This is a genomic window from Streptomyces sp. H39-S7 (assembly GCF_027158205.1).
In the GTDB taxonomy this organism is placed as follows: Bacteria; Actinomycetota; Actinomycetes; order Streptomycetales; family Streptomycetaceae; genus Actinacidiphila.
In genome coordinates, this window is the sequence record NZ_JAPVLU010000007.1 from 149,798 (window position 1) to 172,470 (window position 22,673).

Here is a 22,673-nt window from a genome sequence, read left to right on the forward strand (position 1 = left end):
GCCCCACACACAGGAGGTAGACCATGGCGGAAGCCGACACCCGGCAGACCGAGCCGGAGGCCCCCGCTTACCCGATGCAGCGCACCTGCCCCTACCAGCCGCCGCAGGGCTACGAGCAGTTGCGGGAACAGGGGTCGCTGGCCCGCGTGACGCTGTTCGACGGGCGTACGGCCTGGGTCGTGGCGGGGAACACCGAGGGCCGGGCGCTGCTGCCGGACCCCCGGCTGTCCGTCGACGTCCGCAACCCCGACTTCCCGCTCATGGCGCCGCGCATCGAGGCGCAGCGCCAGCGGGCGACGCCGCTGATCGGCGTGGACGACCCGGAGCACGCCCGGCAGCGGCGGATGTCCATCCCGGGCTTCGGCATCCGGCGGATCAACGCGCTGCGACCGGAGATCGAGAAGATCGCGGACACCCTGATCGACAACATGACCGCGCAGGGCTCCTCCGCCGATCTGGTGGCGGAGTTCGCGCTGCCGCTGCCGTCGAAGGCGATCTGCCTGCTGCTGGGCATCCCGTACGAGGACCACGACTACTTCGCGGAGCGCTCGCGGCACGTGCTCTCCTCGTCGGGTGAGGAGCAGGCCGCGCAGGCCCAGCAGGCCTTCGGGGAGATCCTGCAGTACCTGTACGACCTGATCGGCGAGCGGGAGGCCGATCCGCGGGACGGGCTGCTGGACGAGCTGATCACCCAGCGGCTGCTCGAAGGAGCGGTGGACCGCAACGAGTTGGCGATGATCGCCACGGTGCTGCTGGTGTCGGGCCACGAGACGACCGCGAACATGATCGGCATCAGTGTGCTCACACTGCTGGAACACCCCGAGCAACTGGCCGCGCTGCGCGCGGATCCCCAGCTGTTGCCGGGCGCGGTCGACGAGCTGTTCCGCTTCACGTCCATCGGCGACACCCTGCCCCGGGTGGCGACGGAGGACATCGAGGTGGGCGGGCAGCTCATCAAGGCGGGTGACGGCGTCATCGTCTCCAACATGCTGATGAACCGCGACCCGTCGGCGTTCGAGAACCCCGACCAGCTGGACATCCGGCGGGCGGCCGGACGGCATGTCGCGTTCGGCTTCGGCATCCACCAGTGCATCGGGCAGAACCTGGCGCGGGCCGAGATGGAGATCGCCCTGAACCGGCTCTTCTCGCGGCTGCCGAACCTGCGGCTGGCGATCCCCGCGAGCGAGGTGCGGGGCAAGCCCGCCTTCGTCCTGCAAGGAGTGGAAGAACTTCCGGTGACCTGGTGAGGGAGGCATGCCATGCGTGTCAGCGTCGACAGTGAGCGGTGCGTGGGAGCGGCTCTGTGCACCATGACCGCCCCCAGCGTCTTCGAGCAGGACGACGAAGGCGTCAGCGCGGTCATCGCGGGCAGCGAGGACGGCGCCGGGGACCCGCGGGTGCACGAAGCGGTACGGGTCTGCCCGGTGCAGGCCATCTCCGTGGCGGTGGAGTGAGCGAGTCCACCGTGGTGCGGTGAGGCGAGTGGGGTCCGGAATCCCGGACCCCACTTCGCGTTCGAGCGGTCCTCGATCGGAACGATGGAAGTGCCTGGGTAAATAATTGGTATGGAAATCCGCAGCTTGGACGGGGACGACCCGGCCACCATCACCGCTCTCCTCCCCGGTTTCCGGGAGACGATGAGCCACGAACTTCCCGATGATCCACCGGTCACCGAGGCGTTGCTGGCCCGTCTCATGCAGCGCAGACATGGCACGGACCGGGTGGTGCTGGCGGCCTTCGACGGCGGAACGGCCGCGGGCTCGCTCAAACTCGGCCTGGACCTGGCGGAGTCCGCCGACGCAGGGCACGGATCCCTGTGGGTCTTCCCCGGATTCCGGCGCCGCGGCGCGGGCCGGCTGCTCATCGAGGCGGCTCGCAGCGAACTCGCCGACCGCGGTCGCAGCCTGCTGCTGCTGGACGCCCCGCACACCAACGCCTCGGAGAGCTTCGCCGCCGCGATCGGTGCCCGGTGCACCGTCACCAATCTCCGCAACCGGCTGCGGCTCGACGAGGAGGTCCGGGCGCGGCTGGACGGGTACGCCGACGGGAAGGTGCCCGGCTACCACCTCGCGTTCTGGCTCGGCGGCTGCCCCGACAACCTCGTGGACTCCTACGCGCTGGCCTGGGGCGAGCTGGACGTCCAGGTCAACGGGCAGGCCAGGATCGTGGCGCCGACCGCGGCCGATGTGCGCGCCCGGGAGGAGGAGGCGGCCCGTACCGGCCACCGCCAGTACACGGCCGCGGCCGTCGAGAACGGCACCGGAGCGGTCGTCGCGTACAGCACCCTCTACGTCCGCGACAGTCCGATGGCCGACGCCGGGGAGGTGCTGGTCCTCCCGGACCACCGCCGCCGCGGACTCGGCACGCTGACCAAGGCGTTCGCGACGGCCTGGGCGGCGCGGGAGAACCCGCGGCTCGCGCTGGTCCAGGCATGGAACGAGACGGAGAACGCGGCGATCGCCGCGCTCAACGGGAAGCTGGGTTTCGCAGCCGACTCGTCCTGGTCCACCTACGAGCTGAAGACCTGACCAGCTGAACAGCGCAACACCTGAACACAACCATCATGTTCCACCGGTTACGGGGGAGGCAGGGAAATCATGACAGTCGGATACATAGTCGGCGCGACGCCGACAAGGGTAGGTAACGCCGAAGTGGTCCGGGAGCTCTTCGAGGAGCTGCTGGCCGGGCACCGGTTCGAGGAGGCGGCGGAGCGGATCCACCCCGGCTACGTCGAGCACGACCCGCTGATCAGGTCACTGGGCGGAGGGCTGGTCGGCTTCTGGCGGACGATCGCCGCCGAGTTCGACGACCTGGAGGTGTCGGTCGAGAACCTGGTGCCGGACAACGACCGGGTGATGCTCTTCGTGACCTGGCGGGGACGCACCCGCGCCGGGGCGACGCAGGAGCTGCACACCGCTGAGCTCTTCCGTCTGGAGAGCGGCAAGGTGGCCGAGCACTGGGACGTGGTGGACCAGTCGGTGCTCGTACCGCTGGGGATCGGGCCCGTGGAGGGCGGCCAGCCGGCCGGCCCCGGCCTGGTCGGGCCGCACACCGATCTGGAGGAGGCCAACGCGGCGCTGGTGCTGGGCGCGTACCGCCAGGTGTTCAGCGAGCACCGGCTGGACCTGGCCGAGACGTATTACCACCAGAACTACGCCCATCACAATCTCAAGACGGACCAGGTTCCGGCCGGACTCGACGCCTTCAAGGCGTATTTCGCGGACAACATCGCCGCGTTCCCCGACCTGACGACGACGGTCGAGCACATCGTCGCCGACGGCGACCGCGTCATGGTCTTCGTGGTGTGGCGCGGCACGCTCACCGGCGCCTGGAGCGGCGGCGGGCCCTCGGACCAGGTACTGGAGATGCGCACCTGCGACCAGTTCCGTATCGCGGGCGGCAAGGTGGCGGAGCACTGGGAGGTCGTCGACTATCTGGCGCTGGAACAGGCCGGGCTGCCGACTCCGTGACGGGACGGGCCCGCCGGTCTGCCGGCGGGCCCGTTACCGGGCCGGGGGGCCCGGAGCGATATCCGCAAACCGTCCGCACCATGCACAGGACCAAGCGAGATCAGGCATGACCGAGCACGACCAAGGGGGAGGCGGGGGAATCATGACGTCCGGATACATCGTCGGAGCGACGCGGGAACGCGTGGGAAACGCCGAGGCAGTGCGGGAGCTGTTCGAGGAAATGGTGGGCCGGCACCGTTTCGACGAGATCGCGGGGCGGATCTTTCCCGGCTACGTGGAGCACGATCCGCTGATCAGCTCCCTGCCCGGTGGGCTGGTGGACTTCTGGCGGACCGTCGCGGCCGAGTTCGAGGACCTGGAAGTGAGGGTCGAGAACCTGGTGCCGGACAACGACCGGGTCATGCTCTTCGTGACCTGGCGGGGCCGCACCCGCTCCGGGGTGGCCGGGGCGCTGCACACCGCCGAGCTCTTCCGCCTCGAAGACGGTCTGGTGGCCGAGCACTGGGACGTGGTGGACAGGTCGGCGCTCGTCCCGCTGGGTATCGGGCCGGGGGAGGGTGCCCAGCCGGCCGGTCCTGGCCTCGTGGGTCCGCACAGCGACCTGGAGGTGGCCAACGCGGAGCTGGTACTGGGCGCGTACCGGGAGGTGTTCACCGAGCACCGGCTGGACATCGCCGACGAGTACTACCACCGCAACTACACGCACCACAACCTGAAGACGGACACCGTCCCGTCCGGACTCGACGCCTGCAAGGCGTTCGTCGCGGACAACATCGCCATGTTCCCGGACCTGACGGCCACGGTCGAACACATCGTGGCGGACGGCGACCGTGTGATGGTCTTCGTGCTGTGGCGCGGGACGCTGACCGGTAGGTGGAGCGGCGGCGAGCCCTCGGGCCGGGAACTGGTGATGCGCACCTGCGACCACTTCCGTATCGCGGGCCGCAAGGTGGCCGAACTCTGCGAGGTCGTCGACTATCTGCCCCTCCAGCAGGCCGGGTTGCCGACTCCGTGACGGGACGGGCCCGCCGCTCTGCCGGCGGGCCCGCTACCGGGCCGGCGGGCGCAGGTCGGCGACGGCGTCCACGTACTTGATCAGCAGTCGGGCGAAGTGCAGCCGCTCGTGCTCGCTCCACTCGCGCGTGATGTGTTCGAACGCCTCGCGCTGGTGCCGGCGGAAGCGGGCCAGCATCTCGATGCCCTCCGGAGTGAGCTCCAGGATCGTGCGGCGGCCGTCGCGTTGGGAGGCGGCCCGGACCAGGTACCCGGACGTGATGCAGTCGGACACCATCCGGCTGGCGACCGACGGGTCCACCGCGAGGCGTTCGGCGACGACCCCGACGGTGGTCTCCTGGCCGGGGACGTCGGCCGGGTCCTCCACGAGGGCGAGCACCAGGGTTCGGGTCATGTCCTTGCGGGAGACCGGGTTCTCGACGTCCAGCAGCGCGGTGCGCCGCAACCGGGAGAAGGCCGGACCCACGGCGTCCAGCAGCGCCCCGGCCTGCGCCTTCTCGGTTCCGCTCTCGGAAGTCATCCCTCCATGCTAGGCGCTGATCAACCGTGCGGGACCGCATCTGCCTGTCCGAAAGCACGTGTATGGCGTCACGTATGCCGGGCCGGGTTCCGGGCCGCCGCGGTCCAGGCCCGGTCCAGGTGAATTCAAGGCGCGGGTGAAACCGTTGGGTACGCGCGACCCGTGCGCCGCGGCGGCGGGGATCGGCTCCAGGAGAAGGGGGCCGGGTGATTCCGCGCTGTCGTGCATTTCTTGTGGACATGCATACATGTGCATGAGAGCATGTAGTTGCACCCCGTTTCCTGGGCGGAGTCGCCGGCAGACGCCGTGACTCGTCAAGACTTCCTAGTTGGGAGAACACCATGCGAATCGTCCGCCACTACGAACACGGAGCCCCCAAGGTGCTGCGTGTCGAAGAGGCCGATAAGCCGCAGCCCGGCCCGGGAGAGGTGCTCATCCGCGCCGAGGCCATCGGCGTCACCTTCGCCGAGGTCCAGCGTCGGCAGGGCGTGCCGATCGGCGGCCACGCCGAGCTTCCCGGAGCCCCCGGCGGCGACGTCGCCGGCACGGTCGAGGCGCTCGGCGAGGGCGTCACCCATGTGAAGATCGGCGACCGCGTGGTCGGCGATGTCGACACCGGTGCCTACGCCGACTTCTGCACCACCCGGGCCGACTGGCTCATCAAGATCCCGGACAGCATGGACGCCGCCGAGGCGACCGCGCTGCCGAGCCCCGCCCAGACCGCGTACCACGCGCTCAAGGAGGCCGGCCAGCTCAAGCCCGGCGAGACCGTCCTGATCGACGCCGCCGCCGGCGGCGTCGGCCACCTCGCGGTGCAGATCGCCAAGGCGATGGGCGCCGGCAAGGTCATCGCCACCGCCAGCAGCCAGGCCAAGCTGGACTTCGTCCGCGAGCTGGGCGCCGACGTCACCATCAACTACACCGACGACGACTGGGACGAGCAGGTCAAGGCCGCCACCGACGGCAAGGGCGCCGACGTCGTCATGGAGACGGTCGGCGGCGACATCCTCCTCAAGAGCGTCCGGCTGACCGCCACCTTCGGCCGGCTGGTCTTCTACGGATCGGCGGCGGGCAACGTCCCGGAGATCAACATCCTGGCGCTGAGCCGGATGAAGACCATCGCGGGCTTCGCCCTGTACGCGCTGCTCTACTACAAGCCCGAGGTCATCGCAGCGGGCCAGCGCGACCTGCTCGAAATGATCAGCTCCGGCAAGGTCAAGCCCATCATCCACGAGCGCCTGCCCCTCGAGGAGGCCGTGCGCGCGCACGAGCTCATGGAGGCCCGCTCGCAGTTGGGCAAGGTCGTCCTCATCCCGTAACTCTCGTCCCGCGACACTCTTGAAGCTCCCCGACCGGTGTCCCGCCCCAGCCCCCGGCTGCCGCGGGACTCCGGGCCGGGAGTCCGGCGGCCGGCCCGACCTCCCCCGTGGAAGGGCCGGCCCCCGGGGCCACGCCCCAGGAAAGGGCACTCCCGTGAACGACACCGCGAACGAGTCCGGCCCCCCGCCGGCCGGTACCTCCGGTCCGCCTCCCCGCACCGGCCTCATCATGATCGGCTGCCTGACCGCGGTCTTCCTGGCCCTGTTGGACGCCCAGATCATGGCCACGGCGCTGCCCCGCGTCGTCGGAGACCTCGGCGGCCTCAACGTCTTCGCCTGGGTGGCGACGGCGTACATCATCGCCAGCAGCGTCACCACGCCCCTCTACGGCAAACTCGGCGACCTGTTCGGCCGCAAGGGCGTGTTCCTCGTCGCGATCGGCATCTTCCTCGTGGGCTCCGCAGCCTGCGGCTGGGCCCAGTCGATCGAGCAACTGCTCGCCTTCCGCGTCCTGCAGGGCATCGGCGCCGGCGGCCTGTTCGTCTCCGTGCTCTCCGTCATCGGCGAACTCTTCAGCCCGCGCGAAGGAGCCCGCTACTACGGCTACTTCTCCATCGCGTTCGCCGGCGCCGCGCTCGCCGGCCCGCCCATCGGCGGCGTGCTGACCGACGCACTCGGCTGGCGCTGGGTCTTCTACATCAACCTGCCGGTCGGAGCCGCGGCCTTCCTCCTGGTCGCCGTCTTCCTTCGGCTGCCGGTCCGGCCGCGCCGGCCACAGATCGACTACACCGGCTTCCTGCTGCTCAGCGCCGCCATCGTCGCCCTCACCCTGCTCACCAGCTGGGCCGGAGTGCGCTACGCCTGGGGCTCCACGACGATCCTCGGCCTGGCCGTCGTGATCGTCGTCGCCGCGGCACTGTTCGTCCTCGTCGAGAAACGGGCCGCCGAACCCGTCATCCCGCTCCACCTGTTCCAGGACTCGACGTTCAGCATCGCCGCCGTCGTCAGCATCGTCGCCGGCTTCGTCTTCGTCGGCTCGGTGAACTTCCTCGCGCTCTTCCTCCAGGTCGTCACCGGCGCCAGCGCGACCATGTCCGGGGTGATCCTGCTGCCCATGATGCTGGGCCTGGTCGCCTCCTCGATGGTCAGCGCTCGCATCATCCACCGCACCGGCAACTACAAGTGGTACCCGGCGGGGAGCATGGCCATCGGCATCGTCTCCGCGCTGCTGCTCGCCACCATGGACGCGGACACCTCGCGCGTTCTCGCCACCGGCTACATGCTGCTGCTCGGCATCGCCGCCGGCCTCAACATGTCGGTGCTCACCATGGCCGCCCAGAACACCGCTCCGCGCGACGACATCGGAGCGGTCTCGGCGACCGTCTCGTTCAGCCGGATGCTCGGCGCCTCGCTCGGCATCTCCGTCTTCGCGGCGATGTTCTACAACCGCCTCACCGACGAACTCGCCCAGCGCGTCCCGGCCGGCGCACTCGGCACCACCGACAACAACTCGCTGTCGGACGCGGACGTCCTGAGCGAACTCGGCGCCCCGGTGCGGCGGGCGGTGGAGCAGGCGTACGCCGCCTCCCTCACCCCGGTCTTCATCACCGCGGCCGTGGTGCTCGCGGTGGGGCTCGCGTTCTCCGTACTGCTGAAGAACATCCCCCTGCGCACCTGGAACAGCGACGCCGCCGTCGAACAGAAGGAAGGCGCCGAACAGCACTGAACCACCGCTCCGCACGATCCGAGTGCCCTGCCTCCCGCGGCCACGGGAGGCAGGGCACTCCCGCGTCCCGGGAGGCGCCCGCCCGCTACAGCCCGGCGCGAGCGGCGCTCGAAACCGACCCCTGATGGTGGAGCCAGGCCGACGAGCCCCCACCGGGCCGTCACGCCCACGTCAGGAACGCCGACGAGCCGAAGAGGGGAACCGCGCCGTGGATCGGACGGACTCACCGACCAGCGTGATCGAACTGTTCACGCCGGGCTTCTTCCAGGAGCCGCACACCGCGCTCGCCGATCTGCGCGGGCAGGCCCCGGCGCAACCCGTGGCCACCCCGAACGGACTGCGGACGTGGCTGGTCACCCGCTACGAGGACGCCAGGGCGCTGCTCGCCGACCCCCGGCTGAGCAAGGACATGCGCAAGGGCCAGGAACTCATCCCGCGCAACTTCATCGACGACGAGAAGCGCCAGGAGTTCCTCAAGGAGGCCGGCTCGCGCCGGCAGTTCGCCCATGAACTGAGCGAGCACATGCTCGACAGCGACCAGCCCGACCACACCAGGTTGCGCCGCCTGGTGGGTCGGGCCTTCACCACCCGCCGCGTCGAGGCGCTGACCCCGCGGATCGAGGAACTCGTCGACGAACTCCTGGACGCCATCGCGCTCCAGGACCGCACCGACCTCATGGACGCGCTCGCCTTCCCCGTCCCGTTCACCGTGATCTGCTGGCTGCTGGGAGTACCGCCGGACGACCGCGCGGAGTTCCGGCGCTGGTCCAACCTGCTGGTCTCCGGAGTCGGCACCGACGAGGTCCGCGACGCAAGCGTCGCGATGGTCGACTACCTGCGGGCGCTGATCGCCGACAAGCGGGCCAACCCGGCGGACGACATGCTCACCGACCTGGTGAACGCCAGCGAGGGCGACGACCGGCTCAACGAGAACGAGCTGATGGCCATGGCGTTCCTGCTGCTGGTCGCCGGCCACGAGACCACCGTCAACCTCATCGGCAACGGAACGTACGCCCTGCTCACCCACCCCGACCAGCGGGCGAAACTGGCCGCCGACAACTCCCTGTGGCCGAACGCCATCGAGGAACTCCTGCGGTTCGAGGGGCCGGTCACCAACGCGACCTGGCGCTACACCACGGAACCCGTGGACGTCGGCGGAGTCGTCATCCCCGAAGGGGAGTTCGTGACGATCTCGATCGGCGCCGCCGGCCGCGACCCCTCGCACTACGAGGAGCCCGACGAGCTCGACATCACCCGCCGCGCCACCGCGGGCCTGGCCTTCGGCCACGGGATCCACCACTGCCTCGGCGCCCCGCTGGCCCGGCTCGAAGGGAACATCGTCCTGAGCAGGCTCTTCGCCCGCTTCCCCGACCTGAGCCTCGCCGTCGAACCCGGCGAACTGCGCTGGCGCTTCAGCCTGATGATGCGCGGGCTCGAGGAACTGCCCGTGCTGCACGGCTGAGACCTCGCGCCGACCGATCCAACGCCTCACCCGACAGACCGCCCCCGACACAACGGAAAGAGGAAGCGACGTGGAGCGACCGAGCTGGGCACCGGCCGACGTGGACATCGAGACACCGAGCATCGCGCGGGTCTACGACTACTGGGTCGGCGGCACCCACAACTTCGAGGTCGACCGCGCTGTCGCCCGCCAGGTGGAGGAGGCCAACCCCGCTCTCCCCAAGACCTTCCGGGCCAACAGGGCGTTCCTTCGCAGGGCGGGCCGAGAGCTGGCCGGCCTCGGCATCCGGCAGTTCCTGGACGTCGGATCCGGCATCCCCGCCGAGCACAACGTGCACGACGCCGTCTTCGCGGCCGCGCCCGACAGCAAGGTGGTCTACACCGACATCGACCCCGTCGCCGTCGCCCACGGCCGGGCGATCCTCGCCGACGAACCGCGCGCCGCCATCTTCCAGGGCGACCTGTACAAGCCGAAGGACATCTTCGAGGCGCCCGACACCGTGCGGCTCATCGACTTCGACCAGCCGGTGGGACTGATCCTCGGCGCCGTACTGCACTTCGTGCCGGAGCAGAACGACCCGCTCGCGCTCATCCGGCAGTTCACCGACCGCCTGGCGCCCGGCAGCTACCTGGTCCTCTCGCACGCGGGTGCGGACGAGGTGCCGCAGGCCGCGCCGAACGTCGCCAAGTCCTACGGCGGCGCGGTCAGTGAGGTCATCTGGCGCAGCACCGAGCAGTTCACCGCGCTCTTCGAGGGCTTCCAGCTGATCGATCCCGGTGTCACGCCGGTGACCGTGTGGCGGCCCGACGCGGATGCGGACATCGACGGGCTGGGCGCCGGCGCCCCCATGCTGGCGGGCGCTGCCCTCAAGCCCGCCGTCTGACAGCGTGGGCTCCGGGACCCGTGACCAGCTCCGGGTCCCGGAGCCGACGTTCACCACCTACCGGGAATCCGCGACGGCTTCTTCGTAGAGAGCGCCGATCGCACTGTCGAAGGCCGGGCTGTACGACACGTCCGCGGTGTCGCCGCCCTCCTCGTACCCGCCGATCACCCCGATGACGGTTCCGGCACCGGTCTCCGGATCCAGGCCGGTGACCCAGGGGCTTCCGCTGGTCCCGCCGCTGTAGTCGGTACAGGCGATCCGCAGTTGGTCCGCGGTGTACTCCGTGGCGTCGTTGTAGCACGTCAAGGGAGCGTCCGCGGTGGACGGGTAACCGGTGAGCCGCACGGTGGCCGCCGTTGTCCCGTCGCTCCCACTGCTTCCGAACGTGTAGCCGCCGACCACGTCCTGGACCTCGCGCCCGTTCACCGGCGCCACCTCGGCGAACGCCACGTCGAGGTCCTGGTCCGCGCCACTGGTCCAGCCCGGGGCGAGTGTCACGCCCTTCAGCGGCCAGACGCCGTAGGGCGCTTCGCCGTCGTGGTAACCCGGGACGAACACGGTGCCGGCGGTGCCGCCGCTGAGGCAGTGCGCCGCGGTCACCACGACGTTCTTCCCTGCGCTCCGCACCACGCTCGCCGTGCAGTAGTGGCCGCCGGACAGCCCGCCGTCGAAGAGCGCGCCGACCTGCTTGATACCCGCGGTCGCGTGCACGGTGTTCGAGACTCCGGGAACCCCCGCGAACACCCCGGGGCCGCTCACCCCCTCGGAGGCGTCGAACTGCGACCCGCCCGTCGCGACGACCACTCCGGTCCCCGCGACCGTGACGGTCAGCCACGCCACGACCAGGACACCGGTCCTGCCCAGCCGACGGGACAGGGTGCGACGAATCGTTTCACCGCGCATGGGCCGCGGACGTCTCTCCATACGGCGTGCCCTCTCTCGTCGTCCCCGCGACCAAGAGCATTCCCGGCCGGCATGAGAGTCCTGTGAGAGCGCTGTGTGAGCGTTCTGAGAAGAGGCCGGCAGTACGGCCTGGTGGCGGTATCGAATGCTCCACTGGCACGGACGACTCCTTGAACAGACGAGCGATGCCTTACGTCTGTCCTTGGGCGGCGCGGCCAAAACCGTTACGCGCCTCCCTCCACCACCAGCCGCGGAGCCGCGCCGTCCTGCGCGGCGCCGGGATGGTCCGCCAGTTCGCGGGCCCAGCCGACGAGGCCCGCGATGTCGATCCCGTACGGCGCGGCGTCCCGGTAGGGGTCGATGCCCTCCGCCCCCCTGCGCAGCAGGGTCGCCGCGCCCGAGGCGTTGCCGCGCAGCGCGTGGGTGAGCCCCACGGCGAGCTGGGCCAGAGCGCGCCACAGGGCGCGCTGCGGCTCGTCGGCGCCCTTCCACGCGTCCTCCAGCACCTCATGGGCGTGGAACGGCATCCGGGCGTCGAGCAGCCGCTGGGCCTCGGTCAGCGACTCCTCGGGGGAGCGCGGCACCCCCTCGGGCTGCCTCTCCACGCCGGGTGCCCCGTACGGCAGCGGCCGGCCGAGCCCGTCGCGCGGCCGGGCACTGCGGGCCCGCCCGGCGGGGTCGCGGTCGCGGTCGTCGGGGGCACTGTCGTGCTGCGGGGTCTCGTCCATCGTGCGATTGTTCATCAGTTCGCGTCCCGTCGGTGTGCGGGACGAATCAAAACATCTGGGACGGATGTCGGCCGCGGGCCCCCACAGGCCCCGGACTTTGCGAGTATGGCTCGCTGTGAGGCCTGTCACAGTGCCCGAACCACGAACCGGCCATGGCCGCCACCGAGCCACGCACCGATCCCGGCGTCGCGCTCGGGGCCGGACGGCCGCCCTGGCCGGGGTGACGACGGTGTTGTCGCTGGCCACCGCCGCCGCCTGGTTCGGGATCGGTTCCATCGGGCCGGTCGGCCCGGTCATCGGCCCCCGGTCGCAGCACCGGACGGACTCCGTCCCCGCCATCATCGAGGGCGACTCCCGGGCCCCGGCGACCGTGGCGGACGCGGCCCAGGACAACGCACCCGTCCAGCAGCGCATTGCCGGGCTGGGCCCGGCCACCCTGGCCTCGATCCCCACCGGCTCGCGCCAGGTGCTGCTGGCCTCAGGACGGGCGAAGGACTCGTCCGACTCCACCGTCACCCTGTGGACCCGGTCCGCCGACGGCCGGTGGCGGGCCGGCGCCGCCTGGCCCGCGCACAACGCCCTGCGCGGCTGGACCGGCACGCACCACGAGGGCGATCTGCACAGCCCCGTGGGGATCTTCACGCTCAGCGACGCCGGTGGTTTCCAGCCCGACCCGGGCAGCGGGCTGCCCTACCACCGCTCCCGCGGCTTCACCGCGGGCGGCACCGGCTTCCGCGGCGAGGCGCTGGGCGGGTCCTTCGACTACGTCATCGCCATCGACTACAACCGGGTGCCGGGCGCGTCACCGCTGGACGGCAGACAGCCGCTGGGCAGTGCCCGCGGCGGCGGCATCTGGATCCACGTCGACCACGGCGGCCCGACGCACGGCTGCGTCAGCCTCTCCGCGGCACACATGGTCGACCTGCTGCGCGCGCTCGACCCGCGGAGTCACCCGGTGATCGCCATGGGCGACAAGGCCTCACTGGCACGCTGAACCTGTCCCGGGACGGCGCACAGCGAAAAAAATCGTGCCGGGTCCGGGGAACTTCACGACCCTGGAACACGTCTGAACGGTGGGGAGTTGAGGCATGAAGAGCTCGTGCGGCGGCACGGTGGTGCAAGGCCGGTATGCCATGGCGGGCATGCCGGAATTCAAGCCGTCCCTGAGGTCTGAGGTCTCGTGACATCAGGGCGGCAGGCGGAGAGAATCCTGGCCGCGTCCTTGCGGGGGCGCGGCCAGGAGCCTCAGAGCTTGGTCACCTTCGAGTACGGCTTGATGATCCGTACCTGGCGGGAACCGAAGTCGGCGAGCACGGCGACCTCGTCCTCGACACCGATGATTCGGCCGAGTCCGTAGACGTCGTGCGTTACCCGGTCACCCACCTCGAAATTCTCGACGGGAGGGGCGACCGGAATCCGGAAGGGGCTGGCGGGCAGGTGGCGGCGGGTCACGGCTGATTTCGTCATTACCCCCAGTATGGCCCCTCGAAGGCCCCTACGGTCCTCCCAACCGGTGGCCTTTCTTCCGGGCGGCCGTCGCGGAGTACCGCCCGGTAGGCGGCCGATGGTGTCCCGAAGGGCTATCTGCTGAGTTCATCGCGGCATCCGTCACCGAGCGTCATCTTCGGTTACACCCTCGGCGCCGCCGTCCACTCCGAAGATTTCCCCCCGCACGACATCGGTTTACCGCCCAAACGCTCCTGTACAGCGCCCTGTCGGCTACCGTCGGTACCACGTGATCACCTTCGGTAACCAGCCTGGCTGCACGATCCGTTGGAGGTGGCCACTGCCCACCGGTCACCAGTCACGTGACGTGGAGAGCGGCGGGGGAGCCGGGCGCGGGGGCCGCGGCCCATGGGTACCGCGGTCCATAGCCGGGCTGCGGACCGCGGGCGAGCGGCCCAGCCTTGCCCCCACGCACCGCGCTACCGGGAAACCACCCGGGCCCGGCACGACGACGGCGTCCCCCAAGCCGTCCGCAGCGCCCGTGCCTTCCCGATCCACAGCGACAGGTCGTACTCCGCGGTGTAACCGATCGCGCCATGCAGCTGCAGAGCCGTGCGGGCCGCCGCGTACGCCGCTTCGCCGCAGGCGACCTTCGCCGCCGCGATCTCGCGGCCCGCATCCACCGGGCCCCCTGCCGGGGACAGCGCCACCGCCGCGCCGTAGAGAAGCGGCCGGGCGAACTCCAGGCCGACCAGCGCGTCAGCGAGCCGGTGCTTGACCGCCTGGAAGCCGCCGATGGCCGTACCGAACTGGGTCCGCTCCTTCGCGTAGGCCACCGTCCGCTCCACCAGGGCGAGGCCGACGCCCAGGGCTTGGGCAGCGGTGGCGAAAGCCGCCCAGTCGGCCGCCGCGCGCATCGCGTCCCGCGCGGCCGCACCGGCGACGAACACCTCACCCCCGACGGGCCGGGCGAGCCGTCGCGCGGGGTCGAGCGAGGCGCGAACCGGCCCGTGGCCGTCCGCGACAGCGAGACCGACGGCGGCAGCGGGACCGTCCGACCGGACATGGAAGACCGCGTCGGCGATGTCCGCATCGAGGGCGTACGAGCCCGCCGGCGCCAGTGAAACCACCGCCTCACCGGAAGCGATCCGAGGCAGCCACTCCTTCGCCGCCCCCCGGTCGCCGGCCCCCCGCAGCAGCGCGCAGACGGCGACGGTCTCCGCCAGCGGCCCCGGTGCCGCGTGCCGGCCGAGCTCCACGAAGGCGGCGGCGAGTTCCACGGGGAGCGGCCCGAGGCCGTCGTACTCCTCCGGCACGGCCAGGGCGAAGACCCCGGCCGCGGCGAGACGTTCCCACAGGGCGCGGCCCGGTGTGTGGTCGCCCGCCGACCAGGCGCGGACGGTGGCCGGGGTGTCCGCCGCGGTGAGCAGCCGGTCCAGGGTGCGGACGAACTCGGTCTGCTCGGCGTCGAGGAGGAACCGCATCACCGGCGTCCCTTCGGCAGGCCGAGCAGCCGCTCGGCGATGATGTCGCGCTGGATCTCGTTGGTGCCCGCGTAGATCGGCCCGCCGAGGGAGAAGACGTACCCCTCCGCCCAGCCGTCGGCGCCGTCGGCGAGCTCACAGTCGGCGCCGAGCAGGTCGAGGGCGGTCTCGTGCAGCCGGATGTCGAGTTCCGACCAGAAGACCTTGTTGAGGCTGGACTCGGCGCCGAGATCTTCGCCCTCGGCGAGGCGGGACGCGTTGGCGAAGGTGAAGAGCTGGTAGGCGCGGGCGCCGATCACCGCGTCGGCGACCCGGTCGCGCAGCGCCGTGTCGTGGGGGTCCGCCCGTTCCTGCCACAGGGCGGTCAGCCGGTCGGCGGCGGCCAGGAAGCGGCCGGGGCTGCGCAGGGTGAGGCCCCGCTCGTTGCCCGCCGTGCTCATCGCGACCCGCCAGCCCTGTCCCGGGGCGCCGATGACGTCCTCGTCGGGTACGAAGACGTCGTCCAGGAAGAGTTCGGCGAAGGCGGGCTTGCCGTCGAGGCGTCCGATTGGCCGTACCGTCACACCCGGCGCGTCCAGGGCGAACATCAGGTACGTCAGACCGCGGTGTGGCCGGTCGGCCGCCGGGTCGCTGCGGAAGAGGCCGAACGCGCGGTCGGCGAAGGCGGCACGGGACGACCAGGTCTTCTGGCCGTTCAGCAGCCAGCCGCCGTCGGCGCGGGTGGCGGTGGAGCGCAGTGCGGCCAGGTCGCTGCCGGCGTCCGGTTCCGACCACGCCTGCGCCCAGATGGTCGCGCCGCTCGCCATGGCGGGCAGGACGCGGGCGCGCTGCTCGTCGGTGCCGTGTTCGAAGAGGGTCGGGGCGAGCAGGTTGATGCCGTTCTGGCTGACGCGGCCGGGCGCGTCAGCCGCGTAGTACTCCTCCTCGAACACCAGCCAGCGCAGGATCGAGGCGCCCCGGCCGCCGTACTCCTCCGGCCAGGACACCACCGACCAGCGGGCACCGGCGAGTTCGCGTTCCCACGCGCGGTGGGCGGCGAAGCCCTCGGCGGTCTCCAGTGAGGGCAGCGGCGTGGAGGGGACGTGCGCGGCGAGCCAGGCGCGGGCCTCGGCCCGGAACGCGTCCTCGCCGGGCGTGAAGTCGAGGTCCATCGGATTCCGTCCTCCCCTGACGATCCTTCCCTAACAAGTGTTTGGTAGATTAACCTACGCCCCGTCAGCCGTCGAGGAGGAAGCCGCCGAGGAGGAGTCCCGCGTATGACCGTGAACCTGGGTGTCCCGCCCCCGTACCCGCAGGGGCACGACCTCCTGGCCGGCCGCACCGCCGTCGTCACCGCGGCGGCGGGCGCCGGTATCGGCGGCGCCACCGCGCGCCGGCTGCTGGAGGAGGGCGCGAGCGTCGTCATCGGCGACGCGCACCCCCGCCGCGTCAAGGAGTCCGCCGAGGCGCTGGCGGCGGAGTTCGGCGCCGACCAGGTGGCCGGCCTGGCCTGCGACGTGACCTCCGAGGACGACGTCGCCGCGCTGTTCGACCTCGCCGAGGAGCGGCACGGAGGGCTGGACGTCCTCGTCAACAACGCGGGGCTCGGCGGCACCGCCGCCCTCGTCGACATGACGGACGAGCAGTGGTCGAAGGTCCTCGACGTCACCCTCGGCGGCACGTTCCGCTGCACCCGCGCCGCGCTGCGCCGCATGAAGGCGGCCGGCACCGGCGGCGTCATCGTCAACAACGCCTCCGTCGTGGGCTGGCGCGCCCAGGCGGGACAGGCGCACTACGCCGCCGCCAAGGCGGGCGTCATGGCGCTCACCCGCTGCGCCGCCGTGGAGGCGGCCGCGTACGGGGTCCGGGTCAACGCGGTGTCGCCGAGCCTGGCGATGCACCCGCACCTGGTGAAGGTCACCACCCCCGACCTGCTCGCCGAGCTGACCGAGCGGGAGGCGTACGGGCGGTACGCCGAGCCGTGGGAGATCGCCAACGTGATCGTCTTCCTCGCCAGCGGCTACTCCTCGTACCTGACCGGCGAGACCGTGTCGGCCAGCAGCCAGCACGCGTGAGGCGAGAATGACCAGGTGCAGAAAAGCAGCGAGAGCAGCCAGGGCAGCAGCAAGAGCAGCAACAGGAGCAGCCGGAAGACGACGATGAGTGCCGCCCCCGAGCGCCGCGGCGAGCTCCTGGCGACCGCGGCCGAGGTGTTCGCCGCGCAGGGTTACAACGCGACGACCGTCCGGCGGATCGCTGACGAGGCGGGCATGCTCGCGGGCAGCCTCTACTACCACTTCGACTCCAAGGAATCGATGGTCGACGAGATCCTCTCGACCTTCCTCAACGAGCTGTGGGCCGGGTACGACGAGGTGCTGGCCGCCGGCCTCGGGCCCAGGGAGACGATCGAGGCCCTGGTCACGCAGTCCTTCAAGGAGATCGACCGGCACCGCGCGGCCGTGGCGATCTACCAGAAGGAGGCCAGGCACCTGGCCGCCCAGCCGCGGTTCGGCTACCTCGCCGACTCGCAGGTGAAGTTCGAACGGGCCTGGCTGGGGACGCTGGAGCGCGGGGTGGCCGCCGGGGTCTTCCGCGCCGACCTCGACGTCCGGCTCACCTACCGGTTCGTCCGCGACACCGTATGGGTCGCAGCCTCCTGGTACCGGCCGGGCGGACAGCACAGCCCGGAGGAGATCGCCCGGCAGTACCTGTCGATGGTGCTGGACGGCGTGGCCGTCCGAAGTTGACATAGACAAAGCGACAATCACCGTGAGGAGTGGTCATGGCCGAGGCCTACATCGTCGAAGCGCTCCGCACCCCGGTCGGCAGGCGCAAAGGCGGACTGTCCGCCGTGCACCCGGCCGACCTCGGGGCGCATGTCCTCAAGGCGCTCATGGAGCGTTCGGGCGTCGACCCGGCGGCCGTCGAGGACGTGGTGTTCGGCTGCCTGGACACCGTCGGCCCGCAGGCGGGCGACATCGCCCGGACGGCCTGGCTGGCGGCCGGCCTTCCCGAGGAGGTGCCGGGGGTGACCGTGGACCGGCAGTGCGGCTCCTCACAACAGGCCGTGCACTTCGCCGCCCAGGCGGTGCTCTCCGGCACCAGCGACCTGGTGGTGGCGGGCGGTACGCAGAACATGTCGATGATCCCCATCGCCTTCGCCAGCCGCCAGGCCGCCGAACCGCTGGGCCTCACCGAGGGCCCGTTCGCCGGCTCGGAGGGGTGGCGGGCCCGCTACGGCGACCAGCCCGTCAACCAGTTCCACGGCGCCGAGCTGATCGCCGACAAGTGGGGCATCACCCGGGAGGCGATGGAGGAGCTGGCGCTGCGCTCTCATCAGCGGGCGCTGCGCGCCATCGACGAAGGGCGGTTCGACCGTGAACTTGTCGCGTACGGCGAGGTGACGACCGACGAGGGACCGCGCCGGGACACCACCCTGGAGAGGATGGCGGCCCTCAAACCCGTGGTCGAGGGCGGCAGGATCACCGCCGCGGTCTCCTCGCAGGTCTCCGACGGCGCCTCGGCGATGCTGATCGCCTCCGAGCGCGCGGTCGCCGAGCACGGCCTGACCCCGCGCGCCCGTATCCACCACCTGTCCTGCCGCGGCGAGGACCCGATCAGGATGCTGTCCGCGCCCATCCCCGCGACGGCGTACGCGCTGAAGAAGACCGGGCTGTCCATGGACGACATCGACCTGGTGGAGATCAACGAGGCGTTCGCCCCCGTCGTGCTCGCCTGGCTCAAGGAGACCGGCACCGACCCCGGGAAGGTCAACGCCAACGGCGGCGCCATCGCGCTGGGCCACCCCCTCGGCGCCACCGGCACCAAGCTGATGACGACGCTGCTGCACGAACTGGAGCGCACCGGCGGCCGGTACGGGCTGCAGACCATGTGCGAGGGCGGCGGGCAGGCGAACGTCACCATCATCGAGCGCCTGTAGGGCCGGGCCCGGGCGGCAATTCGTTCGACGCCCCCGCACCCCCGGTGGCAGGCTTCCCGGTATGACGTCGACGACCGCCACGGCGCGTGACCTGCGCACGCTTCCCAAAGCGCACCTGCACGTCCATCTGGAGAGCACCGTGCGGTGGTCGACCCTGGCGGAGATCGGCGCCGCCAACGGCGTGCGGATCCCGGCGCATCTGGTGGGCGGCGGGCACGCCTTCGCGAGCTTCGCGGACTTCTTCGCCCAGAACGACCTGGTCCGCTCCTGCCTGCGCCGGCCGGCGGACTTCCACCGCATCGCCTACGAGTTCTGCGAGGACGAGGCGGCCAACGGCACCCGCTACGCGGAGGTCTCCTTCACCGCCGCCGGTCACGGGGAGCGGCTCGGTGATCTCGACATGCCGCTGGTGAGTGTGCTGGAAGGACTGGCGGCGGGCCAGGAGGCGTTCGGCATCGAGTGCCGGGTCCTGCTCGACCACTCCCGCCGCCGCTCCGTGGAGCGCGCCTGGCGGACCGTGGAGCTCGCCGAACGCCACGCCGGGGGAGGGGTGGTGGGCGTCGGGGTCGCGGGTGACGAGGAGCACCCCGTCGAACCGTTCGCGGAGGTCTTCGCCGCCGCGCGCGAGGCGGGGCTGCACATCGTGCACCACGCGGGGGAGGCCTGCGGCCCGGAGAGCATCCGCGCGGCCCTGGACATCGGAGGAGCCGAGCGGATCGGCCACGGCATCCGGATCCTGGATGACGAGGCACTCGTCGCCGAGGTGCGGGAGCGGCGGATCCCGCTGGAGGTGTGCCCGTCGTCGAACGTCGCGCTCGGCTTCGCGGCGTCGCTGCGCGCGCACCCGCTGGAGCGGATGCGCGCGGCCGGGCTGTTCGTCACGCTCAGCACCGACATCCCGTCGATGATCAACGTGTCCCTGGCGCGCGAGTACGAGCTCGTCAGGGACGCCTTCGGCTACGGGGACGAGGCCCTGGCCGAACTGTCCCGCGCGGGGGTGGACGCCTCCTTCGCACCGGACGGGACCAAGGCGCGGCTGCGCGAGGCGATCGACGACTGGCTCACCGCCGGCCCTTGAGGTGTCTCAACGCACCGGCGCCCGCGCCGCGGGCAGCGAGCCGAGCGCCGTCCGGGCCTCCGCCATGATCCGGCCGACGAGTTCCGCGCACGACGGCAGGTCCTCGATCAGGCCCGCGACCTGGCCGGACGCCATCACGCCGAGGTCGGTGCGGCCCTCGACCATCGACGCCTTGAGCATCATCGGGGTGTTGGCGGCCAGCAGCACCTGGCTCCAGGTCAGCTCCTTGCCGTGCTTCATCGCGAGGCCGTCGCGGACCATCTGCCGCCAGCCGAGCCCGGAATCGCGCTTGAACCCGGCCGCGTGCCGCAGGGCACGCAGCAGGGCGGCGGGCCGCCCGGAGCGCTCCAGGGCGTCGACCAGCTCCGAGCGCAGCATCCGGTGCGGCAGACCGTCGACCTTGGTGGTGACGGTGACGTCCTGGACCGACGCCGCCAGATAGCGCGCCTTGACCGCGTCGGGGACCGTGCTGTCGGAGGTGAGCAGGAAGCGGGTGCCCATCGCGATCCCGGCCGCCCCGTACGCCAGGGCGGCCACGAGCCCGCGGCCGTCGAAGAAGCCCCCGGCGGCGATGACGGGGATGCCGACGGCGTCCACGACCTGCGGGAGGAGCACCGTCGTCGCGACGTTCCCGGTGTGGCCGCCGCCCTCGCCGCCCTGCACCAGGACGGCGTCGGCGCCCCACGCCTCGACCTTCTCGGCGTGGCGGCGGGCGCCGATCGACGGGATGACGACCACCCCCGCGTCCTTGAGGCGGGAGATCAGCTCCCGGGACGGCGCCAGGGCGAAGGACGCCACCCGCACCCCCTCCTCGATCAGGATCCCGACCCGCTCCGGGGCGTCACCCGCGTCCGCCCGCAGATTGACGCCGAACGGCGCGTCGGTCCGCGACCTGACCTCCCTTACGGCGGAACGCAGTTGCCGCGGCGTCATGGTGGCGGAGGCGAGGATGCCCAGTGCTCCCGCGTTCGCGGTGGCGGAGACCAGCCGGGGGCCGGCCACCCAGCCCATGCCGGTCTGCACGATGGGGTACCGCACCCCGACCAGTTCGGTCAGCGGGGTCGCGAACGCGGCCGGGGCCTCGTCGGGCGGCCCGCTCATGCCCGCACCTCCCGGTCCCGCAGGGCGCGGGGGTCGATCACCTCGCGGATCAGCCGCAGTTCGTCGTCCGTCGGCTCGCGGGTGACCGGGACGTCGTCGGGGATCACGAGCGGGAAGCCGGTGGCGTCCCGCACCTGCTGGGCGCTCACGCCCGGGTGCAGGGAGCGGATCCGCATCGACCGGTCCGGGGTGTCGAAGTCGAGGACCGCGAGGTCGGAGACGACCCGGCGGATCTCGTGGAACCGGGTCGCGGTCTTCCCGGCCGCCGCCGCCCGGTCGTAGCCGACCCCGCTGACCATGTCGACGTGCGCGACGAAGACCCGGGTGGAATGCCTCGGCACCCAGTAACTGGTCGGATTGTTCAGGGTGTTGACGGGTGCCCCACGGGAGCCCAGGAGCTGGCGCTTAGGCTGTTCCCAATCGCCGATGCACGAGATGTTCTGGTTGCCGAACCGGTCCACCTGGCTGGCGCCCATCATCACGTGCCGCTTGCCTCCGGTGACCATCGCCAGGTGCTGGCGGTACGGCAGCCACCCCTCGATCAGCTCCGACGCGCTCCCGACCGCCGGGACATCGCCGATCAGCATCGCCTCGCCGTCGGTGAGCAGCAGATCGGGCGAGAAGGTGAGCTTCGCCAGCCGGGCGCCGATCGCCGGCACGGTGCCCATCGGGCTGGCGAGGATCTCGCCGTCACCGCGCCACGCCTCGGCGCACGCCACCACGCAGTACTCGGCGCGGGTCACGCCCGCCGCCTTCGCCGGCCCCGTCATGCGCCCTCCTTCGCGAACGCCGCCACCGCGGCCTGGTAGGTGTCCTCGTCGCCGGACAGGAAGCGTTCGGTGAACTCCCGCCATGCCGTCGGGTCGGCGGCGGCCTTGGCGTACGCGCTCTGGAAGGCCTCGTCCCGGTCGTAGTCCGGGGCACAGGAGGTGAAGTGCGCGCCGTTCGGGGTCTCCACGACGCCGGTGACCGCGTACCGCTTGACCAGGAGCGTCTGCGGGGCGCCGGCCCGCAGCAGCTCGGCGCTCCCGACGATGCGTTCGCAGCTGACGTACGCGGCGTCGGCCGCCTCGCAGAACAGGTCGTCGAAGTACGGGTCGGGGCCCAGGTACTGGCCGTTGCCGAACGCGTCGGCCCGGTTGAGGTGCACCAGCGCGGCGTCGAGCCGCAGCGCGGGCACGGCCACCAACTCCTCGCCGTCCTCGTACGGGGAGACGACCGTCTTCAGGCCGGGGTTGACCCGCATCAGGTCGGATCCGAGGCCGGCCCGGATCGGCAGGAAGGGCAGCCGGTGCACGGCCGCGGTCAGCCCCCACATGAACATCGCCTCGTCCAGCTCCGTCATCTCGAAGGCGGCGCTCTCGCGGGCGGCCCTGAAGTGCGGTTCCAGCGGGATCGAGTCCAGGGTGGTGAAGGCCGCGACCAGTTTGCGGATCTTTCCGGCGGCGGCCAGCAGTCCGACGTCGGGGCCGCCGTAGGAGACCACGGTGAGGTCCGTGACGTCCGAGCGGAGCAGCGCCCGGATCAGCGCCATCGGCTTGCGGCGCGAGCCCCAGCCGCCGATGCCCAGCGTCATCCCGCTCTCCAGCCGGCCGACGACCTCCTCGGCCGTCATGGTCT

At 71.4% G+C, this 22,673-nt stretch carries 23 protein-coding genes; 14 read left to right on the forward strand and 9 right to left on the reverse strand.

The genetic code is table 11. The features are described from left to right. The first annotated feature begins 23 nt into the window (after positions 1 to 23). The 5 genes from O3X23_RS08995 (at position 24) to O3X23_RS09015 (ending at position 4,485) form a co-directional block, all read left to right on the forward strand. Positions 24 to 1,247 (forward strand): cytochrome P450, encoded by a 1,224-nt coding sequence (locus tag O3X23_RS08995; RefSeq protein WP_269270707.1) that lies wholly within the window; start codon positions 24 to 26, stop codon positions 1,245 to 1,247. 12 nt (positions 1,248 to 1,259) lie between these two features. Beyond that, positions 1,260 to 1,454, forward strand: a complete 195-nt coding sequence (locus O3X23_RS09000) for a ferredoxin (RefSeq protein ID WP_269270708.1) — start codon at positions 1,260 to 1,262, stop codon at positions 1,452 to 1,454. Positions 1,455 to 1,565: 111 nt separating this feature from the next. After that, entirely contained in the window at positions 1,566 to 2,528 is a 963-nt protein-coding gene (locus O3X23_RS09005; RefSeq protein ID WP_269270709.1) for a GNAT family N-acetyltransferase, read from the forward strand. 69 nt (positions 2,529 to 2,597) lie between these two features. Further along, positions 2,598 to 3,470 carry an ester cyclase family protein gene (locus O3X23_RS09010; protein WP_269270710.1) on the forward strand — a complete coding sequence of 291 codons (873 nt, stop codon included), beginning with the start codon at positions 2,598 to 2,600 and terminating at the stop codon, positions 3,468 to 3,470. Positions 3,471 to 3,612: 142 nt separating this feature from the next. After that, the gene (locus O3X23_RS09015) at positions 3,613 to 4,485 is read left to right on the forward strand and encodes an ester cyclase family protein (protein ID WP_269270711.1); all 873 of its coding nucleotides are present in this window, start codon (positions 3,613 to 3,615) and stop codon (positions 4,483 to 4,485) included. 33 nt (positions 4,486 to 4,518) lie between these two features. Here the strand turns inward: O3X23_RS09015 and O3X23_RS09020 are convergent, their stop codons facing one another. Next, positions 4,519 to 5,004 (reverse strand): MarR family winged helix-turn-helix transcriptional regulator, encoded by a 486-nt coding sequence (locus O3X23_RS09020; protein WP_269270712.1) that lies wholly within the window; start codon positions 5,002 to 5,004, stop codon positions 4,519 to 4,521. A 341-nt stretch (positions 5,005 to 5,345) separates the two neighbouring features. Between O3X23_RS09020 and O3X23_RS09025 the strand changes: the two genes are divergently transcribed. From O3X23_RS09025 to O3X23_RS09040, 4 genes are all read left to right on the forward strand, one after another. Beyond that, the gene (locus tag O3X23_RS09025; RefSeq protein ID WP_269270713.1) at positions 5,346 to 6,323 is read left to right on the forward strand and encodes a quinone oxidoreductase family protein; all 978 of its coding nucleotides are present in this window, start codon (positions 5,346 to 5,348) and stop codon (positions 6,321 to 6,323) included. 154 nt (positions 6,324 to 6,477) lie between these two features. Then, entirely contained in the window at positions 6,478 to 8,049 is a 1,572-nt protein-coding gene (locus tag O3X23_RS09030; protein ID WP_269270714.1) for an MDR family MFS transporter, read from the forward strand. A 208-nt stretch (positions 8,050 to 8,257) separates the two neighbouring features. Then, positions 8,258 to 9,511 (forward strand): cytochrome P450 family protein, encoded by a 1,254-nt coding sequence (locus O3X23_RS09035; RefSeq protein WP_269270715.1) that lies wholly within the window; start codon positions 8,258 to 8,260, stop codon positions 9,509 to 9,511. A 70-nt stretch (positions 9,512 to 9,581) separates the two neighbouring features. Next, the gene (locus O3X23_RS09040; RefSeq protein WP_269270716.1) at positions 9,582 to 10,394 is read left to right on the forward strand and encodes an SAM-dependent methyltransferase; all 813 of its coding nucleotides are present in this window, start codon (positions 9,582 to 9,584) and stop codon (positions 10,392 to 10,394) included. A 57-nt stretch (positions 10,395 to 10,451) separates the two neighbouring features. On the opposite strand, the gene O3X23_RS09045 is transcribed toward O3X23_RS09040, so the two are convergent. Both O3X23_RS09045 and O3X23_RS09050 read right to left on the reverse strand, forming a co-directional pair. Further along, on the reverse strand, positions 10,452 to 11,297 hold the full coding sequence (locus O3X23_RS09045) for a trypsin-like serine peptidase (protein ID WP_269270717.1): 846 nt from the start codon (positions 11,295 to 11,297) through the stop codon (positions 10,452 to 10,454). Positions 11,298 to 11,521: 224 nt separating this feature from the next. Continuing rightward, positions 11,522 to 12,040 carry a DUF309 domain-containing protein gene (locus tag O3X23_RS09050; protein ID WP_269270718.1) on the reverse strand — a complete coding sequence of 173 codons (519 nt, stop codon included), beginning with the start codon at positions 12,038 to 12,040 and terminating at the stop codon, positions 11,522 to 11,524. A 196-nt stretch (positions 12,041 to 12,236) separates the two neighbouring features. On the opposite strand from O3X23_RS09050, the gene O3X23_RS09055 reads away from it, so the two are divergent. Further along, the gene (locus O3X23_RS09055; RefSeq protein WP_443047804.1) at positions 12,237 to 13,019 is read left to right on the forward strand and encodes a L,D-transpeptidase family protein; all 783 of its coding nucleotides are present in this window, start codon (positions 12,237 to 12,239) and stop codon (positions 13,017 to 13,019) included. 251 nt (positions 13,020 to 13,270) lie between these two features. On the opposite strand, the gene O3X23_RS09060 is transcribed toward O3X23_RS09055, so the two are convergent. The 3 genes from O3X23_RS09060 to O3X23_RS09070 form a co-directional block, all read right to left on the reverse strand. Next, positions 13,271 to 13,492, reverse strand: a complete 222-nt coding sequence (locus O3X23_RS09060; RefSeq protein ID WP_138354203.1) for a hypothetical protein — start codon at positions 13,490 to 13,492, stop codon at positions 13,271 to 13,273. Between the two features lie 458 nt (positions 13,493 to 13,950). Further along, the gene (locus O3X23_RS09065; protein WP_269270720.1) at positions 13,951 to 14,955 is read right to left on the reverse strand and encodes an acyl-CoA dehydrogenase family protein; all 1,005 of its coding nucleotides are present in this window, start codon (positions 14,953 to 14,955) and stop codon (positions 13,951 to 13,953) included. Next, a complete protein-coding gene (locus O3X23_RS09070) occupies positions 14,955 to 16,106 on the reverse strand; it encodes an acyl-CoA dehydrogenase family protein (protein WP_269270721.1) in 1,152 nt (383 codons plus the stop codon). The genes O3X23_RS09065 and O3X23_RS09070 overlap by 1 nt, the downstream gene beginning before the upstream one ends. Positions 16,107 to 16,211: 105 nt before the next feature. Between O3X23_RS09070 and O3X23_RS09075 the strand changes: the two genes are divergently transcribed. The 4 genes from O3X23_RS09075 (at position 16,212) to add (ending at position 19,952) form a co-directional block, all read left to right on the forward strand. Continuing rightward, complete coding sequence (locus O3X23_RS09075; protein WP_269270722.1) at positions 16,212 to 17,009, forward strand: SDR family oxidoreductase; 798 nt, start codon at positions 16,212 to 16,214, stop codon at positions 17,007 to 17,009. An 84-nt stretch (positions 17,010 to 17,093) separates the two neighbouring features. Continuing rightward, positions 17,094 to 17,681: a TetR/AcrR family transcriptional regulator gene (locus tag O3X23_RS09080; RefSeq protein WP_269270782.1), complete on the forward strand. Its 588-nt coding sequence runs from the start codon at positions 17,094 to 17,096 to the stop codon at positions 17,679 to 17,681. 35 nt (positions 17,682 to 17,716) lie between these two features. Beyond that, on the forward strand, positions 17,717 to 18,874 hold the full coding sequence (locus O3X23_RS09085) for an acetyl-CoA C-acetyltransferase (RefSeq protein WP_269270723.1): 1,158 nt from the start codon (positions 17,717 to 17,719) through the stop codon (positions 18,872 to 18,874). A gap of 61 nt (positions 18,875 to 18,935) precedes the next feature. After that, positions 18,936 to 19,952 (forward strand): adenosine deaminase, encoded by a 1,017-nt coding sequence (gene add / locus O3X23_RS09090; RefSeq protein WP_269270724.1) that lies wholly within the window; start codon positions 18,936 to 18,938, stop codon positions 19,950 to 19,952. A gap of 6 nt (positions 19,953 to 19,958) precedes the next feature. On the opposite strand, the gene O3X23_RS09095 is transcribed toward add, so the two are convergent. From O3X23_RS09095 to O3X23_RS09105, 3 genes are read right to left on the reverse strand one after another with little or no spacing between them, the layout of a single operon-like run. Next, the gene (locus O3X23_RS09095; RefSeq protein ID WP_269270725.1) at positions 19,959 to 21,053 is read right to left on the reverse strand and encodes an NAD(P)H-dependent flavin oxidoreductase; all 1,095 of its coding nucleotides are present in this window, start codon (positions 21,051 to 21,053) and stop codon (positions 19,959 to 19,961) included. Further along, complete coding sequence (locus O3X23_RS09100; protein WP_269270726.1) at positions 21,050 to 21,823, reverse strand: CoA-transferase subunit beta; 774 nt, start codon at positions 21,821 to 21,823, stop codon at positions 21,050 to 21,052. The genes O3X23_RS09095 and O3X23_RS09100 overlap by 4 nt, the downstream gene beginning before the upstream one ends. Further along, positions 21,820 to 22,668: a CoA transferase subunit A gene (locus O3X23_RS09105; protein WP_269270783.1), complete on the reverse strand. Its 849-nt coding sequence runs from the start codon at positions 22,666 to 22,668 to the stop codon at positions 21,820 to 21,822. Before O3X23_RS09105 ends, O3X23_RS09100 begins: the two co-directional genes overlap by 4 nt. Positions 22,669 to 22,673 lie beyond the last annotated feature (5 nt).